Raw genomic sequence first — 17,322 nt, forward strand, 5'->3', positions numbered from 1 at the left:
CTATACTTCATGTGACCGTTGGGGTGATCCATGTGGTGTAAATCTGACCCCGACAGCGGAGTCGGTCAAACTTGCTGCATTACTGCACTGGTAGGCGGAGATGGAGCGATTGCGGCGGTTGGGGGCGCTCATCATAAACTAACAGACCGCTGCCAACACGGTAACGAGCGTTTTCCAGTATTAGAAAGTATGGAAAGTGAAGAGATCGCTCCTCTGACTGGTTGTGCCCTAACCTCTAAGTATTTCTGCAACTGTTCGAGGTTGCGGTGCCCGCTGATTTCTTGAATAATCCGCAATGGGATACCCGCGTTGCTCATCGCTCGTCAGGGCCGACCTTCTGAGGCTGTGGGTGGAAGCGCCGATGATGCCGACTTTTTCGCAGGCTTCTTGGAATAGATGACAGGCGGCTTCCGGGTGCGCGTGTTTCCAGCGGTGGTTGAGGTGGCGGCTGGGGAATAGGTAGGGGTGTTTGGGATGTTTGTAGGTTTCTAACAGCAGCCTCAACTCTTGAATGATCGGGATAGTGCGGGTGCCGAGCTTGCCTTTGGTGTTGACGAAAGCGGATGATCATTTCGGAACGGATGACATTCGCCGGGGTAAAGACATCGATGACTTTCAAGCTGCAGGCTTCGGCAATCCGACAAGCGGTGTACAGCAAACTCCCAATAGGGGGCGGTCGCGGTCGCTTTGCAAACCTTTGTTAAATAAGAGTTCGATGTCCTCTTGAGTGAGTATTTTGGCTTGTCCGTGACCCTCGATCTTCATGCTTGGTGTATACCCGACCCGACACCTGAGAGTTTGCCACAAATACTGCATTACTGCATCGGTCGGGAGTATTTCTTAATGCGGTGGGTGAATGGGGTGAAGGGTTTGGTTCGGGCGATCGCTCCGGGGGGGTGATATGTTTGGTTAAGGGGCGTTGCTTAATCAGGGTATGAAAAGAATCACTTAAAAATACCAAAGCTTTGTAGATACTGGTTTCTATGACTTGCATATTTAGTCTTTCATATCCTAAATCAGCAACGCCTTTTTGACAGGCTGACCTCCTTTCGATCGTCCTCAATTTTCAGAAAACCGTAATCGCTGATTTACCAGACCAACCAAAAACCTTCCACCGAACAACGTGGCAGAGTTGTACTCACATTGTCCGGTCATCCGCCAGTAGCAAATCCAGGAATTACACAAAACCTATCTCTGCTACTGGCGAGTAACAAATTCCACACTTACGGAAAACCTAATTTTTCAGCAAAGATTAACACAAAAGTTAGAGTTTGTGTGCAGATTTTCTGCAAACGTTAAGAGTAATCTTAAGCATAATTAGATATCTGAGAAGGATTTGTTGTACGATAGCTAAAATGCCGTAAGGGTTGAGATTATTGACAATACAACTTATGTATCCTGAATGTATCACCCTATTATTCTGGTTTTAATCCTATAGAATTAGGGTGTCACAACTGAAAGCTTTTTTACAGTAGTTCTCGCCAACCACTACCCAGATAGTAGATAGTTTGCTGGCTACGGCACGCTTATTTGGTCAATCCTAAGCATTTAAAAAGCTGGTTTAGCAGCGGCTGACACTTTACTTAATAAACCAGGAATAGGCTATATTAGTTAGCCTTGAAATATCCGCCGTTTAAGCATCGCCCAAGAGCGTTGCAGCACTCAACATAGCAACAGCCCCTTCCTCCTCCAAAGGTCGCGAAAACAAGTACCCTTGATAGGAACTGCATCCCAAAGAACGGAGTATAATTAGTTGCTCTTGCGTCTCCACCCCTTCTGCGATTGCCTCTAATTCCAAAGAACTCGCCAGATTTAAAATGGCCTCCAACAAAGTCAAATTTTTCCCTCCTTTCTCCACGCAGCAAACAAAAGAGCGGTCAATTTTGAGAGTATCAATCGGCAGCAATTGTAAGTAAGATAAATTTGAATAACCCGTGCCAAAATCATCCAAACACACCTTAACCTGCCGAGCTTTCAATAGCTCTAGCACCCCAGCAGCCTCCTCAGCATTCTCCATTAAAACACTCTCGGTAATCTCTAACTTCAAAAATTCGCCCTTCAAGTTATGCACTCGCAGCAGTGAGTCTAAAAGCGGTAACAAATTAGGAGCAAATAGCTGAAGTCCCGATAAATTAACACTCATATTTAAAGGCAAATAGTCAGGGAATTGCAACTGCCATTTACTTAAACAAGCCACTGCTTCCGACAGTACCCACTCCCCTAGTGCCACAATCAAACCCGTTCTTTCCGCCACGGGAATAAACTCGCTCGGAGAAACCAAGCCGCGGGTCGGATGCCGCCATCTTACCAACGCTTCAAACCCCACTATTTGACCAGTTACAAAAGATACAATTGGCTGATAATTCAGGTAAAACTGTTGTAAATTAATTGCATTTTGCAAGTCATTTTCCAACTGGAGTTGCTCTAAAGCTCTCGACTGCATACCAACATCAAATACAACAGTGCTACTAGCACCCCGAACAAAAGCCTCATGTCTAGCCGCGTCAGCCTCTCGCAGTAAATCTTCCGGCTCTTTGGTGCCAATTGCACCTAAAGCAATGCCAATACTAACGCTAGAAAAGACCGCAGTTCCATTTAAGTTAGACGGTATTTCTAATGCTTGACGAATGTGTTCTGCTGCCTCTAAAGCTAACTGAGAATTAGTAATATTTGCCAGCCAAATCGCAAACGCATCTTCTCCCACTCTTGCTATAAGATTCATATTCAAAGCCCAAGCCTCTAACCGCCGTGCTACTTCTACTAGCAACTGCTCTCCTCTAGAGTGACCTAAGCTATATTTAACAATTTGATAACGGTTAAGAGTTAGCAATAAAATAGCTTCTAAATGACCCGGTTCTATTATAGAATTCCTGCCACTACGCATCTCCTTTAAGAGCAAATTACGGTTAGGTAAATCTGTCAGCTCGTCGTAAAATGCTTGGTAGCGGATTTGTGCATTCGCTGTAGCAAGTTCCTGCTCTTTTTTCCTAGCAAATCGCACAAACTCTAAAGTTTTATTAATGGTAACTTTTAAGTCATTTAAATCAATGGGCTTCGTTAAAAAATCAAAAGCACCCCTATTCATAGCTGTCCTAATATTTGGCATATCCCCATAAGCTGAAACCACTATAGCTTTGAGCGTCGGGTCAATAGCTGGCAGATTCTCTAACAAAGTTAACCCGTCCATTTCGGGCATATTAATATCAGTTAGCACCAAGTCAAAAGAGCCATTAGCGTGCAATTTATCTAAAGCTTGCACTCCATTAATTGCAAAATCAAACTCAAATTCTTGAGTGCTGATTTGACGCCGAAATAGCTGAAGGATTAGATATTCTAAAAGTGGTTCGTCATCAATTACTAAGATTTTAGATGTCATGGAATTGCTCTTGTTAGCAAGTAGCCAGGAGTTGAATTCTCTTGTAAGGACAGTCTCCTGTGATTGCCCCCTGGGGTTGCACCGTAAGTAAGTTTGGGGCAGGCAGGAAAGCACTGCTCCTACAGAAAACTCCTCATTTTGAGGACTTACGCTCCTAAACCGGGTCGATCTAAAAAATTGAAGATTCTCACTATAAATCTACGGAGAAACCCGGTTTTTAGCCTGTGCGTAAGTGTTGACTTGATCTGTTCCCAACCCTTAAGTGGGAATTTCAATAATAAATTCTGTTCCCTCGCCTGGTGTAGAGTTACAACTGAGCCATCCCCCGTGTTTTTCTTCAACAATAGACCGCGAAATTGATAAACCTAATCCCGTCCCTTTACCCACAGATTTTGTAGTAAATAAGTGGTTAAATACCCGCCCCTTCACTTCTTCAGTCATCCCCATTCCATTGTCTGCAATAGAAATTATAACATGAGGAGCGGAATTCTCCTTGATAATTTTTTCACTCTCATCGGTAAGGAAAGTGCGAATCCTGATCAAATTAGGATTCGCCTTAATTTCATCGCGACTCCGCCCTAAATCCCACTCTTCCAATGCGTCAATGGCATTAGCAATGATATTTAAAAACACCTGATTTAACTGTCCGGGATAACACTCTACTGGGGGTAATTCTTCGTAGTTTTTTAGCACTTGAATTTCGGGTTTACCCTCATTCGCTTTGAGCCGATGTCTCAAAATTAATAAGCTACTATCAATTCCTTCATGGATATTGAAACGAACTTTGGATTTAGTATCGGTCCGCGAAAAAGTCCTCAGAGAAATGCTGATTCCCCGAATGCGCTCAGTTCCTTCTTTCATAGAACTGAGCAGTTGTGGCAAGTCTTCTAAGAGAAAAGGGAGGTCAAGAGCTTCAATTTGAGTTTGTACTTCTGGATTATTTAGGGAGCAGTGTTCTTGATAAATATTGAGAGCAGTCATCAATTCTTGAAAGTAGCTTTCGGCGTGTTCAATGTTTCCTATAATGAAGCTGATGGGATTGTAAATTTCGTGGGCAACTCCGGCAACTAACTGGCCGACGGAAGCCATTTTTTCGTTTTGAATGAGTTGAGTTTGCACCTCTTGAAGTTCTGTTAAATTTTGTCTGACTTGTTTGACAGTTTCTAAGGCTCTTTGGATGGTGATTTCCATGTCCTGAAAATCAATGGGTTTTGTCAAAAAGTCAAAAGCTCCCCGGTTCATGGCAGTTCTAATGTTTTGCATATCTCCATAGGCGGAGATGACGACTGCTTTTAATGTATTGTCGATTTCTGAGAGTTTTTCTAGTAAAGTTAACCCGTCCATTTCGGGCATATTAATATCTGTTAGCACTAAATCAAATGGTGGAGATTCTGCAATTTTTTCTAAGGCTTCTCTGCCATTGTGAGCAAAGACAAATTCAATTTCTTTGACCCGAATTTTTTGCCTGAATTTTTGTTGAATGACGTATTCTAAAAGTTGTTCATCATCGACGACTAGGATTTTGGCTGTCATGGGGAGCTATCCTGTATCCTATGGTAGAAATAACTAGGGTCACTAGCTTAATATAGCGCGTTGTTTAAAATTTGTAAAGGGTTCAACTTATTAATGAGGATGTAGTCAGGAAGAAGGAAGAAAACTTATGCAATCACCTTTTTAGTCATCCGTCTTTTACGTTTAATTAAAGGGATCTACTTAACTTAAGATGCACTGTATAATTATAAGCCGTGCTGGTGGGTTGGGTTTGTGTAGAAGCGGTCTCAAACTTCGAGTAAAGTTATTGATGTAGTGTTTTAGCGCCTCTATCGTGCGCCAGAGCTATTTAACTTTTGGGCAAATTAATGATAAATTCCGTGTAATTTCCGGTTTCGGTTTGCACTTCCAAATTGCCCCGATGTTGTCCAACAATGATATCGTGAGTGATGGATAAACCTAAACCTGTGCCCTGTCCGGGAGGCTTGGTAGTGAAGAAAGGGAGGAATATTTTTTGTTGATTTTCTTTAGGAATACCGATGCCATTATCATGAATGCGAATTTCTATTGCAGTGGCTAGAGTTTTAGTGGTAATAGAAACTGTGGGAGTGAAATCTCCGGTTACTTTAAATTGTTTAATATGGGAGGCATAGCAAGCATTATCGATGATGTTAATTAAGGCGCGACTGAGGTCAGAAAAAGCGACATCTAGTTCTTCAATTGATTGGTCATAGTCGGTTTTTAGGGTAAGATTGAAGGTTTTATCTTTGGCACGGATGCTGTGGTAAGCTAATTGTAGGGCTTGAGCGACGAGGGCGTTGATGTCGGTTTTTTGGCGGCTACTGCCCTCGCTGCGAGCGTGCATTAGCATACTTTGAATAATGCTGTTGGCACGTTGTCCTTGTTCGTTAATTTCTGATACGTTGCGCTTAAGATAGGTGAGGTTTTCGTTAATTAATTCCAGAGATTCTGAGTCTAAGTTTTGGGATTGGCGGTCTATTTCTTCTGCGATTTCAGATGTTAAGTCTTCTGAGAGAGTAGCAAGAGAAGTGACGAAGTTGATGGGATTGCGGATTTCGTGGGCCACACCTGCGGTGAGGGCTCCGAGGGAGGCGAGTTTTTCTGAGGCTACTATTTGTTTTTGAGCTGTTTTTAATTCGGCGGTTCGTTCCTCAACTTTCTGTTCTAGGGTTTCCGAATAGGCTGCAAGTTGTTGATTCGCTTGTTCTAAGTTTTGGTTGAGTTGATTGACTTCTGCGTAAAGTTTTGCATTGCTAATAGCGATAGCAGATTGTCCCGATAGCATTTGTAAGACTGTGAGTCTGTCAGCGGTAAAGGCGACGGTAGTCAAGTTATTTTCGAGATAGATAATCCCTGTAAGTTGACCTTGATTGAGCAGGGGTGTACACAAGATTGATTTGGACTGATTGTGTTGGATGTAGGGGTCTTTTTTAAAGATACCTTCATGGCTGGCATCGTTTAAAACGACTGTTTCTTTAGTGCGGGCAACGTAGTTGATAATCGCGGCTGGAACTGCATTTTCAAGGAGAGAAACGGAAATAGTTTCCTCTTCTAGTTGTTGAGGATGGGTCAATACGGTGAGGTCGTTACCTTCCACGATTCCGGTGGCTGAAATCACCCACTGATTCTCACTTGGGTGAGATAAAAAAGTGGGTTTTGTGAGCAATGAGCCGCGAGTAGCTCCGGCATTTTCTATGAGAATGGTCATTAATTTACTTAGCAGTTCGCTGAGAACAATTTCCCCAGATAACGCCTGTGCTGCTTTCATAATTGTATCGAGGTCAAGTGCTGTTGAATGGCTGGAAGTAGAGGTTGTCGTCCAGTTTGAGGTGGTTGTGCTAATGGGGTCGAGGCTGATAGTTTCAGACTGCTGCGTGCGGGATATGAGATGGGGATATGTTTCTTCTAAGTCTCGGACTTTGGCGACTGCTCCCCAGCGAATGTAGCAGTAATAGGCTTCGGTCATGTAGGTTTTGGCGACTTTTTCTCTACCGATGGCTAAATAAAATTCGGCGGCGCGTTCGTTAGCGAGGGCTTCTTCTTGGATGAATCTTTGTTCTTTGGCTCCATTGATGGCTCGTTCGTAGTAGGTTATTGCTGTCTCGTTTTGTCCCAATACTCGCGCTTTTTCAGCTTCTACGAGTTCGTATTTGTGCTGGAAGTTCATCGGGGCGTGGTGCGCCCAGTTTTTCATTTGTTTTTGATGAGATGCTACTTTTTTTAGGTATTGCTTTTGTTCGGTTTTGGTGGTGGCTGGATAGTGGATGAGGAGGGATAGGGAATAGTAGAAGTTGTATGTACTTGGCAGCATAGCACCACTCAAGTTTTGCTTGTATTTTTCTAGTGAAATAGCTGTTTCAAGACTCTGATCAAAATGTTTAAATAAAAAAAATAAAATAAGTTTAGCTAAGAAAAAATAAGCAAGTGCTGTATTATTATTAGCTTTTTTTAAAATAGATAATTTTTGCAATTCATCGAAGCTTTCTCCTGTTAGTATAGTAGTATTAGTAGATTCATTTTTTATATTTAAGACAAATTGATTCCAGATAGCCAAAAGATCAGCCGTAAATTCTTGCTTGTAATTTTTAAGTGCTTTTAGATAGCGCTGCTGAACATTAGCAACATATTCTAGGTGTTCACCGCTCCAGAAAATATTAGTAGAATGGTACAACGCTGCATAACCTGCATATTCTAAATCTCCGGTTTCTACCCCACTTTTAAAAGCCTCAGTTAGAGGAATTATTGTATTTTTTATGGGTTCTTTACACTCTCGAATAAAATGGTTAAATGAATGGTATACCTTAGCTTTTATTTCTTTAGCGTTAAACTGCTCCAATAAAGTCAAAGCTAGTTGTCCAAATTGATACCCAGAATCAGTATCTTCTAGCACTCCACAAAGCAACATACCATACATACAATAACCCTGAGCAGATAAAGCTGCATTCCCATATTTGACAGAAAGATAAACAATTTTAAAGACAACAAGTGGAAAAAGAGCGGGACTAGCAGCAAAAGCTGCCGGAATAATATTCATCAAAATCCTTATAGCTGCCAGATGATCGGGGCTGGTCATCTCTGGCAAACTTGCTAAATCTCGAATTTGTTTTCTCCCTACTATAAATTTAGTACGAAATAATTCAAGCATTATACTGATATTGTTTGGATGGAGAGGCAAAGATATTCCCAATTTTTTTAGCACTTGTAATGCTGTTTCTAAGGCTTTTTGAGGCTGATTTTGGGATAAATAAAACGGAATTTTTAATTCATACACTTTGATTGTTTCAAGTAGGGTTTTTGTTTGTGAAATAACAATTTTAGATAGTTTTTGTGTCTTTTCAAAATTAAGATTGAGGTATTCTGCTTCCAATGTTTCTAAGTAGATATCTCGCGTCAATTCATAGTGACTTTGCCAGCTATCTTCTGGCATAAGTTCTAATCCCACATTCAAATATCTGACAGCCACCTCATAGGCTGTCGCTGCTTTTGCTTTGCGTCCAGCAATTAAATTAAAGTTAGCAAGTTGATTTTTTTCTGACTGCTGCGTAATAAATTCTACGCCAATATTTAACTGATTGACAATATCAAATATATTCTCTTCCAAGGCGTTTTCTGCGTATTGATCCAACAAGAGCGTACCAATTTTCAAGTGCGTTGCTTTTTTCTGAGTTTCAGGAATCATTGAATAGGCTGCTTGTTGCACCCGATCATGTAAAAATTTGTAGCCAACTCTCGATTCATCAAAAAGTAGCGTCTCCTGCTCTTCTGACTGAAAAGCCAGAGGGATTTTGTAGTCGTTACTTAGGGGTAATATTAGACCTGATTGAAGTGCTGACCACAAATTATCGGCTGTCTCTAGCGGAGATTTTTTATTAACAATCGCGCAGACATCTAAGTTAAAGCGGTTGCCGATACAAGCAGCTAATTGTAATATTTGTTGCGTAGACTCTGGCAGTTTTTGAATGTTTTTAGCTACGAGTTCCACAACATTATAATCAGCAATTCCCAGGGAGTGAATCTGCTTGAGATCCCATTGCCAGCGAGTTTTTATAAAATCAAACTTTAACAGTTGTTCAGAGTATAGAGTCTTGAAAAGTTGTGTTAAGAAGAACGGATTACCCTGAGTTTTATTGAAAAGTAAGTCTGCTAATTTTATGGAATTGTTATCTCCCTGAAGAGTATCGGCTACTAATTGGCGGACGTTGCTAATATCTAAAGCCTGGAGGACGATATTATTTACAACCGCACCTGTTTTTTCAATCTGTTCAATGGTTTGAATCGTCGGATGAGTTGGGCTGACTTCATTATCTCGATAAGCTCCAATTAGTAATAGATATTCGCTCTCGGTGTCTGTGATCAAGAGTTGGAGCAACTTCAGAGACGCTGAATCTGCCCACTGCAAATCATCTAGGAACAGAACAAGCGGATGTTCGGGCTTAGTAAATACATGAATAAATTGTTTATAAACTCGGTTGAAGCGATTTTGAGATTCAGTTGACCCTAGCTCGGGAACTTCTGGCTGTTCGCCCATAATCAATTCTACTTCAGGAATCACGTCGATAATTACCCGTCCATTTTGTCCCAAAGCTTCTACAAGTTGCTCTTTCCAAATTTCTATATTTTCAGAGTTTTCTGTTAACAGTTGCCGGATTAATTCTTGAAAAGCTTGAATTAAGGCTGCATAGGGAATATTTTTTTTAAATTGATCGAATTTCCCGGCAATACAATAACCGCGCTGGCGTACTATTGGTTTGTGAACTTCTTGCACAACGCAGGTTTTTCCAATGCCTGAATAACCGCTGACAAGCATCATTTCTGTTGAGCCAACTGCAACTCGTTCAAAGGCTGCCATTAGGGTTGCAACTTCTGTTTCTCGTCCATATAGTTTTTGAGGAATGAGAAATTGACCAAATCGATCCAACTTACCCACTGTGAAATCTTTAATTTGTCCAGATGCTTCTAATTGTTTAAGACATTCTTCTAAATCACCTAAAAGTCCGCGAGCGCTTTGATATCTGTCTTCAGCAGTTTTGGCTAATAATTTCATTACGATGTCAACAACAGCCTTGGGAATTTCGGGATTTAGCTGATTTAGCAAGGGGGGTTGTTTCGCGATGTGGCAATGCACCAATTCCATTGGGTCGTTAGAATTAAAAGGTAGCTGACCCGCAAGCATTTCGTAGAAGGTAATGCCAAGGGAGTAAAAGTCTGTGCGGTAGTCAATTGAACGATTCATTCTCCCCGTTTGTTCGGGAGACATATAGGCGAGAGAGCCTTCGATATAGTTGGGGTTACTAATAGTAGAATTTTCTTTTTCTAGGCGTGTGGCGATGCTAAAATCGATGAGCTTGATTTGCCTATTTTCTGGTTTTATGAGGATATTTTGGGGTTTAATGTCTTTGTGGATAATGTGGTTTTGATGCAGTTCTCCGAGAATCTTAGCGAGTTGACTGGCGATTTGAAGAAAGTTAATTAAGTTCGTTTTTTTAGAGTTAATATATTCCTTGAGGGGCTGTCCGCCCAAATCTTCTAAAATCAGAGCAACTCCGTGTTCATAAGGTTTTAATTCGATGGGTTTGATAATGCCTGGAATGTTTAAAGAGTGGAGGATTTGATATTCGTGCCTGATTCGGGCGATTTCTTCTAGGGTCGGATACTCAGCTTTGAGAGTTTTGATGATGACAGGAGTGTGTTCTAACTCGTAGCGACCTTGATAAATAACAGTTTTTGTACCTTCGTGGAGGGAGGCGATCAGTTGATATCCGGGTATAGGGGTTCTCATGGTATATTTTTAAAAGGGGTATGGTACTGAAAGAGCATGATATTGATGAACCCTGAGTTGATATATCATGTTATCAGTTTTTGATATTTTACCTTTGTCTCGAAGATTACTTTCGATCTAAAACAAAAACTTAAGGTTTAATTAATTAAATCTTAAGTTTTGACAAAATATAGTTAGCGGATAAAAAGTCGAAGCTTTATCCGAACACAACCAGACTAGCGCAGCTCCCTAATCTATTATCGTGCGCCTACAAGTGTGGCTATTAATTTTTCTGAGGGGGTTGGAGCAGACCCTAGAGCTACATCGCCCCATCGGATAATACTGGCAGCGGAACTGCCAGAAAAACCGTGCGAATAAATCATCACTAAATCGTCTTTTCTGATTTTTTTCAAGGCCGCTGCATGATATAAAGCAGCTATAGCTGAAACTACGGAAATATTAGCATACGTGGGAAAAATGTCGATAGTTTTTTCTTTAGGTATATTTAGTTCTAAAGCACAAAAATCGACATAACCTGCTGCTGGCGGGTAAAAAATGAAGTAGTCTATATCCTCCACTTTCATTCCAGATTTAGACAAAACTTTTTGGCAGCATTGCTGGAAATATTTAATGAATAAAGAAGTGGCGTATTTCACTGTCTCTTTATTCACTGTAATGAATATTCTTGGATTGCCGATTTTATCCACTGTAAATCTGGAATAAACTATTCCACAGGTATCATGAGTGTTTGTGGAATAGGAATTGAGTAAACCTTGTCCTTCTTCTAGTTTCTCAACAATGAAAGCGGCGGAGCCATCTCCAAGCGTGAATGAAAAAGAATTAGTATATTCTATGTGCTGGGAATAATTGCAGGATAAGGAGACTAATACCCTTTTAAATCTTTTATCTCTGATTAACGCAACAGCATTGTCTAAGGCTAATAGAGCGCCTCCACATGTGGCGTTCAAATTCCAAGCCGCACCTCGAAAACCTAATTTTTGTGAAATAAAAGTAGCGTTGCCAATCACTAATTGTTCGGAAAACATAGCACAAGAAATTAGCAAGTCAACATCGTTAATTTCTAATTTTTTGGCTTGCAATACCTTTTGAATAGCTCCACATTCAAGAGAAATAGAAGTTTCGCCTTCAGCCAAAACTCTTCTTTCTAACGCTCCCCTGAATATATCTTCTCGGTAAGGTTTTACTGCCTGTACCCAATTGAGATTTTCTTGAAAATCATTATCAAACAGTCGCACTTTTTGATTTTTTTGCTCAAGCTCAGCTAAGAACTCTGGATAATTCTTTTTCCAGTAATCATTAGTACGTACGCGCTCGGGAAAATTAACTGCTATTGCGCGGATTCCTACAGCTTGGTTCATCTTGACAAGACTCCTTTGAACAGAAATAAAGAACATGGAAATTTGGACATTTGCCAGCTCTAGGCTCTAACTCCTAGAGCTGGCAAATTTAATGCTCATTAGCTAAGAATTATCTCTTAACAATGAGCAACTTAACTATGCGCCTCGCGCAAAACCCGCCTCAAAACTTTCCCCGTCGCATTCTTTGGCAGCGAATCAACAAACCGGACAAGGTGAGGAACCTTATAAGCAGCTATCTGCTTAGAGCAGAAAGAAATCACATCCTCTGGCGCGACAACTTGCCCATTGTTAAGGACAATATTAGCCAAAATCCTCTCACCTTTCACTCTGTCAGGAACACCATAAATAGCCACTTCCGCCACCGCTGGATGTTGAGAAATTACCCGCTCTAATTCACTCGGATAAACCTTAAATCCAGAAACATTAATCATGTCTTTTAAGCGGTCAACAATGTAGAAATAGCCCTCTTCATCCATGCGGCCCAAATCTCCAGTATGAAACCAACCATTTGACATAACTTGGGCCGTTTCAGCGGGACGGTTCCAATAGCTCGACATCACATTAGGCCCGCGAATAATAATCTCGCCAACTTCGCCGACATCAACTTCTGAACCCTCACTATTCACCACCTTCATTTCCACATTATCAATGGGCATTCCAATTGAGCCCGGCTTATATTTCAAGTAATGGTTGTAACAAGAAAAAGGCGAAGTTTCCGTCAAACCGTACCCTTCATGGATCACCAGACCATACTGTTCTTGCCACTGCTCTACAACTTCCAAGGGCATTCTGGCAGCAGCACTAAAATAATAGCGTACTGAGTTAAAGTTGCATTCATCCGGTGACATTTCTAACAGCTTGGCAAAGGCGGTCGGGACTCCAAAAAACATTGTAATCTGCTCTGCAGCCGTTACTTGCAACACTTCGGTCGGATAAAACCTGCGCTGCAAAATAATAGTCGCACAAGCATTCAATCCCGCATTCAGAATAAAATTCTGACCGAAACAGTGAAACAAAGGTAAATACAAAAGTAACCGATCCTCAGCCCTCATACCGCAGCAGTGCTTGACAGAGTGCATATTTGAAGTCACATTCCCATGAGAAAGCACAGCGCCTTTAGGAAAACCCGTCGTCCCCGATGTATAGATAATTGCAGCGGGTTCTGTAGGTTCCATTTCAATAGCTTTAGCTTCAGTGGAAGCATTTGCTATCAGTTGTAACAAACTGATTTCTTTACAGCTTAAACTCAGCTTGCTCCCAGAAATATGAGAAGAATGGCTACCAACCACAATCGGGGGTTTAATAACTCTATCTTCAGCAATCAAAATGTATTGAAGGTAAGCTAAATCATCATCAGGCACTTGCATTCGCAATGATTCTGTCGCAATTACTATCTTAGCCGCACAGTCATTGAGAATAAACCGAACTTCATCGCTTTTGAGCATTGCATTGATAGAAACTGCTACAGCCCCGATCTTTAAGATGCCCAGATAAGAGATGACAAATTCGGGAATATTAGGCAGGAAGAGAGCGACGCAATCTCCCCGTTTAATCCCCAATCCTTGCAAACCATTCGCAGCGCAGTTTGCTAATTGATTTAGCTGCTTGTAAGTAAAAGATTTACCTTCAAAAATTAAGGCAGTTTTCTGAGGGAAAAATCTACACCCTCTCTCGATATGCTCTGCAATGTTCATCTCTATTTTATTCTCGGTAAAATTGCCGCCAAACAATAGGTTTCGTGTTCAAGATTTGGATGCACTGGTGCACCGTCATTAAGACAAATCGGAAACCACGACCTAAAGCTTTTGCTCGCTCTTTTTTTTCGGAGGAAATATCCCCCACGCAACTCGGATGGATTGTCTGAGAAAATTGTTGCCAATCCCTCGGTTCAAGTTGATATACTTTGACGCATTGGCGAACAGCATCAGTCAAAAAATGTTGCTGACTTGACAATCTTTCTGCTTTTTTACTGGGGTAAATATCTCGCTGAAAAGCAGTTTCAGAGATGTTAACTGAAATATTGTGAGTAACCATTGTTGTGCCTTTCTAGTAATATTTAACAATCCTTTGCAACCGCAAAATTTGACTGCTTGCGTAACAGACAAGCAGCTCTTAACGAGTGAAATTTTCAACTCATTTTTCCAACGTTTTGCAGACTATTCTTAGCTACAAATGACCTGTTTTACCTAGGACATGAGAGGGGGAAAAGGAAAGAAAATAATGTAAATTTTTGACAACAATTTTTCCCCTTTTCCTTCCTCTTCCTACTTCAAACTTGATAAAATCTGATTCACAGCTTGCACAATTCGTCCTTCCTGTGCAATGTCAGCAGCAATCATGGCAATGTGCAAATCTAAAGATTGCTCGTTGTCGTTCCAGATGTAAGACTTGTCAACATTAGGTGGCTGTCCCACAACTTTGCGCACAGCCTCATATAGCGGTAAGCTAAGTGGCGACAAACACTCGCGCGCGTCATAGTGACCGGCGACTTGATGGGTTCGCAAATCAACAGCTTGGACGGCAAACATTAGGGAAATTGCCATATACTGCTGGAACAATTCAATTGAGCGACGAGCTAAATTAGCTGAAGCGAATCCTTGGCTATTGATATTCTGATTGAATTGTTCGGCGTGAGTGGGAAAGCGGTCAGCAATTGAGTTTCCGTAAAAAGTCAACAGCGGCATAATGGAATTTCCCACTATTTGCAGACCTTTTAATCCCATGTTGACCTTACGGCTAGTGTTGCCAACCAGAGAAGGCGACAAACCATTATTAAATTCAGGTGCAGCTAACAACGCAATTTGTACATCCAAATGCTTAGCCAGCAGCCCTAAAAGATAGCGCAAACGATCCATTCCCACACCAACATACTGTCCCAGAAAATTGCCGCCGTGATAGCTAGCTTGATTCTCAGTATCGATTAAGGGGTTGTCAGTAACAGAGTTAATTTCCACTTCAATCTGCTGGGAAATTTCTGCGATTCCATCCACAATCGGCCCCATGTACTGAGGCAAACAACGCAGCGAATAACGGTCTTGTATCGGATGATGGCCGCGAGACTCGTGGGAACCATCTAACTCATCTCGATTCAAGCAGGAACCTGCGAGGAGTTCGACCATTTGGGAAGCCGCCCACACTTGACCAAAATGAGGCTTGAGCTTGTGAATGAAGGGGTGGAACGATTGATTTGTTCCGCCTAATCCTTGGATTGTCAAGGCATGAGTACCCATTGCCAAGGCAAGTATTACTTGCGAATCCCGGACGCAGTTGGCAGCAATGCCGGTCATTACAGACGTACCATTGGTCATTGCCAGCCCTTCTTTGGGGCGCAAATCAATTCTTGGTAAATCTAATATTTCTAGCGCTTGAATTGCTGACATTTCTCTGCCGTTAAAATCAACAGTGAAACAGTCATCTAGACCTATTAATGCGCCCGTGATGTGCGCTAGGGGAACTAAATCGCCGGAAGCGCCGATGGAGCCCAATTCACAAACGTGAGGCGTGACTCCTGCGTTTAGAAATGCGATCATCCGCTCAATTAACTCCAGCCGAATTCCTGAAGCGCCCTGGAGGTGGGAGTTAATTCGCAAGAGCATGGCGGCGCGGACGCAAGCTGTGGGCAGCTTTGGCCCTGCACCAGCTTTGAGAAACCAAATCAAATTGTTTTGTAAACTCGCGGCTTCTTCAGGTGCGATCGCTGTATTGGCCATCCCACCAAAGCCAGTTGTGACTCCGTAAATCGGCTTTCCCGACTCGACAGCATTCGCAATGTAGTCGCAGGATGCTTGCACTCGTTCCGCAACATCGCTTTCATCATTTAACCGAACTCTGGTTCCACAACGGGCAACCCTGGCAACTTCTTCTACACTCAGCCGTCGGTTCCCCACAGTTACGTTACTCAAATTAGGCTCCGGCCATTTGGGTAATTGTAGAGAAATCGGCTCTGTTAAGTTTCTTGACACTTCTTAGATCCTAAATTTATAGATAGATGCCACTCAAATGTGACTCTAGTCACAGCACACTCGAAATCGGGATGTTACTTTGAATTAAATGACAGAGAAATATGATAGATACCATACTCTGCCATTCGTATTCAAATATTGCCTTTCGTTTCGTAAAACAAGCCGCAGCCATTAGACATCACCGATGAGGAGTCTACAAGCCTTATTGCGTTAAGGCTGGAAGCTTAAATTCGGTTGGCGTCTATTGTGCTCAGGGCAAAATAAAACTGCGCCGACACTACATTATGCGGGCAGAGTTATAATTGATTGAGTTATTAAAGCTGTTAAGCTGTTACTGGGGCTATTGACCGATAACTTCAGGACAATACCACCGCTCAAGGCTAATCATAGATTTTTGTCACAAAACGTTACAATGATTTCCGAAATTTTTAGGATGACTATTGAACGCTACGGGATATCTGGAAAACAGTTATCCAAGTTTTCAGGCGTTAGCGAGAATCATATTTCTGAGTTTCGGCGGGACAAGACAGGCATCTCTACGGAGGTGCTGTGGAAATTAATCGAGGCAATGGACGAGATTAAGCCGGGAGCCCGCGTTTACTTCTGTAATCGGCTGACGGGTGGAGAGGGATTTGGCAACAGCAGCCAGATGTCAGTGCCAAAGCACCTAGAGTCTTTGTTAGATATGCAGATATTGGTTGATGGACTCTCTGACGACAGTTTGGCCTTGCTACTGATGGTGGTGGCGGCGCGGATTAAGAATAGTGTTTCCTCTCCTGCTAAGGGTTTTGAGCTAATTGGCTAATAATTTAACGGCTCGTTTGTACAGGCAATAATTCCACAACTATTGCCCCATTTCTGAAACTATTGCTGAACAGGATTAAGAGAGATTACGCTGATTTCACTAACTTTTTTATCGCCTCTAAAAATCAGTAAAATTCTGTGAAACATCAAAAATTAGAAAAGAGCGGACAGTCTCCATTAAGACAACTTTAAAAGGAGATATAGCCTTTTTCAAAAAGGTGAGGTACGAATTTTGACCTGGAAAGCTTGACAATACAGGGTTTCTGTATACCTGATTTATCTGAGAACCGCTATAAACTTCATCAACATCATGACGGATAGCATTCAGCATCTCATCGAGCCGCACATTCAAGATTTGGGTGGATTCCAAGCGCGCCGCTTGCTTCCCTCAGACGTTCTAGCACTGGTAGGCCCGTTCATCTTTTTTGACCATCTGGGCCCTGCGGTGTTTCCACCGGCCGGGGCGTGGATGTCAGACCGCATCCGCACATCAACTTAGCAACCGTCACCTACCTGTTTGAAGGTGTTTTG

11 protein-coding genes are annotated in these 17,322 nt (G+C 41.9%); 3 read left to right on the forward strand and 8 right to left on the reverse strand.

Annotated elements, in window-relative coordinates:
• Positions 1-228: 228 nt before the first annotated feature.
• Positions 229-504, reverse strand: a complete 276-nt coding sequence (locus QUA10_RS18395; RefSeq protein WP_333086333.1) for a hypothetical protein — start codon at positions 502-504, stop codon at positions 229-231.
• A 219-nt stretch (positions 505-723) separates the two neighbouring features.
• Between QUA10_RS18395 and QUA10_RS18400 the strand changes: the two genes are divergently transcribed.
• Positions 724-900 (forward strand): hypothetical protein, encoded by a 177-nt coding sequence (locus QUA10_RS18400; protein WP_333083919.1) that lies wholly within the window; start codon positions 724-726, stop codon positions 898-900.
• A gap of 733 nt (positions 901-1,633) precedes the next feature.
• Here the strand turns inward: QUA10_RS18400 and QUA10_RS18405 are convergent.
• The 7 genes from QUA10_RS18405 to QUA10_RS18435 all read right to left on the reverse strand — a co-directional run bounded on the left by QUA10_RS18405 (position 1,634) and on the right by QUA10_RS18435 (position 15,987).
• Positions 1,634-3,376: an EAL domain-containing protein gene (locus tag QUA10_RS18405; RefSeq protein WP_333083921.1), complete on the reverse strand. Its 1,743-nt coding sequence runs from the start codon at positions 3,374-3,376 to the stop codon at positions 1,634-1,636.
• Between the two features lie 258 nt (positions 3,377-3,634).
• Positions 3,635-4,909 carry a response regulator gene (locus tag QUA10_RS18410; RefSeq protein ID WP_333083923.1) on the reverse strand — a complete coding sequence of 425 codons (1,275 nt, stop codon included), beginning with the start codon at positions 4,907-4,909 and terminating at the stop codon, positions 3,635-3,637.
• A gap of 307 nt (positions 4,910-5,216) precedes the next feature.
• Positions 5,217-10,667, reverse strand: coding sequence for an AAA family ATPase (locus tag QUA10_RS18415; protein ID WP_333083925.1), 5,451 nt, complete (start codon positions 10,665-10,667; stop codon positions 5,217-5,219).
• A gap of 236 nt (positions 10,668-10,903) precedes the next feature.
• Entirely contained in the window at positions 10,904-12,025 is a 1,122-nt protein-coding gene (locus tag QUA10_RS18420; RefSeq protein ID WP_333083927.1) for a 3-oxoacyl-[acyl-carrier-protein] synthase III C-terminal domain-containing protein, read from the reverse strand.
• A gap of 131 nt (positions 12,026-12,156) precedes the next feature.
• On the reverse strand, positions 12,157-13,719 hold the full coding sequence (locus QUA10_RS18425) for a long-chain fatty acid--CoA ligase (protein ID WP_333083928.1): 1,563 nt from the start codon (positions 13,717-13,719) through the stop codon (positions 12,157-12,159).
• A gap of 7 nt (positions 13,720-13,726) precedes the next feature.
• Positions 13,727-14,059, reverse strand: coding sequence for a hypothetical protein (locus QUA10_RS18430; protein ID WP_333083929.1), 333 nt, complete (start codon positions 14,057-14,059; stop codon positions 13,727-13,729).
• Between the two features lie 230 nt (positions 14,060-14,289).
• Positions 14,290-15,987: an aromatic amino acid ammonia-lyase gene (locus QUA10_RS18435; RefSeq protein WP_333086334.1), complete on the reverse strand. Its 1,698-nt coding sequence runs from the start codon at positions 15,985-15,987 to the stop codon at positions 14,290-14,292.
• 433 nt (positions 15,988-16,420) lie between these two features.
• On the opposite strand from QUA10_RS18435, the gene QUA10_RS18440 reads away from it, so the two are divergent.
• Together QUA10_RS18440 and QUA10_RS18445 are read left to right on the forward strand one after the other, a co-directional pair.
• The gene (locus QUA10_RS18440) at positions 16,421-16,792 is read left to right on the forward strand and encodes a helix-turn-helix transcriptional regulator (protein WP_333083931.1); all 372 of its coding nucleotides are present in this window, start codon (positions 16,421-16,423) and stop codon (positions 16,790-16,792) included.
• A gap of 309 nt (positions 16,793-17,101) precedes the next feature.
• Positions 17,102-17,290, forward strand: coding sequence for a hypothetical protein (locus QUA10_RS18445; protein ID WP_333083932.1), 189 nt, complete (start codon positions 17,102-17,104; stop codon positions 17,288-17,290).
• Positions 17,291-17,322: the final 32 nt, after the last annotated feature.

The sequence above is a fragment of the Microcoleus sp. Pol8_D6 genome, assembly GCF_036700965.1.
Classification (GTDB): Bacteria; Cyanobacteriota; Cyanobacteriia; order Cyanobacteriales; family Microcoleaceae; genus Microcoleus.

Bases quoted from the DNA above. Each gene is read 5' to 3' on its own strand.
- QUA10_RS18445 (WP_333083932.1), top strand. From the start codon at position 17,102: ATGACGGATAGCATTCAGCATCTCATCGAGCCGCACATTCAAGATTTG.
- QUA10_RS18415 (WP_333083925.1), bottom strand. From the start codon at position 10,667: ATGAGAACCCCTATACCCGGATATCAACTGATCGCCTCCCTCCACGAA.
- QUA10_RS18425 (WP_333083928.1), bottom strand. From the start codon at position 13,719: ATGAACATTGCAGAGCATATCGAGAGAGGGTGTAGATTTTTCCCTCAG.
- QUA10_RS18410 (WP_333083923.1), bottom strand. From the start codon at position 4,909: ATGACAGCCAAAATCCTAGTCGTCGATGATGAACAACTTTTAGAATAC.
- QUA10_RS18420 (WP_333083927.1), bottom strand. From the start codon at position 12,025: ATGAACCAAGCTGTAGGAATCCGCGCAATAGCAGTTAATTTTCCCGAG.
- QUA10_RS18430 (WP_333083929.1), bottom strand. From the start codon at position 14,059: ATGGTTACTCACAATATTTCAGTTAACATCTCTGAAACTGCTTTTCAG.
- QUA10_RS18405 (WP_333083921.1), bottom strand. From the start codon at position 3,376: ATGACATCTAAAATCTTAGTAATTGATGACGAACCACTTTTAGAATAT.
- QUA10_RS18440 (WP_333083931.1), top strand. From the start codon at position 16,421: ATGACTATTGAACGCTACGGGATATCTGGAAAACAGTTATCCAAGTTT.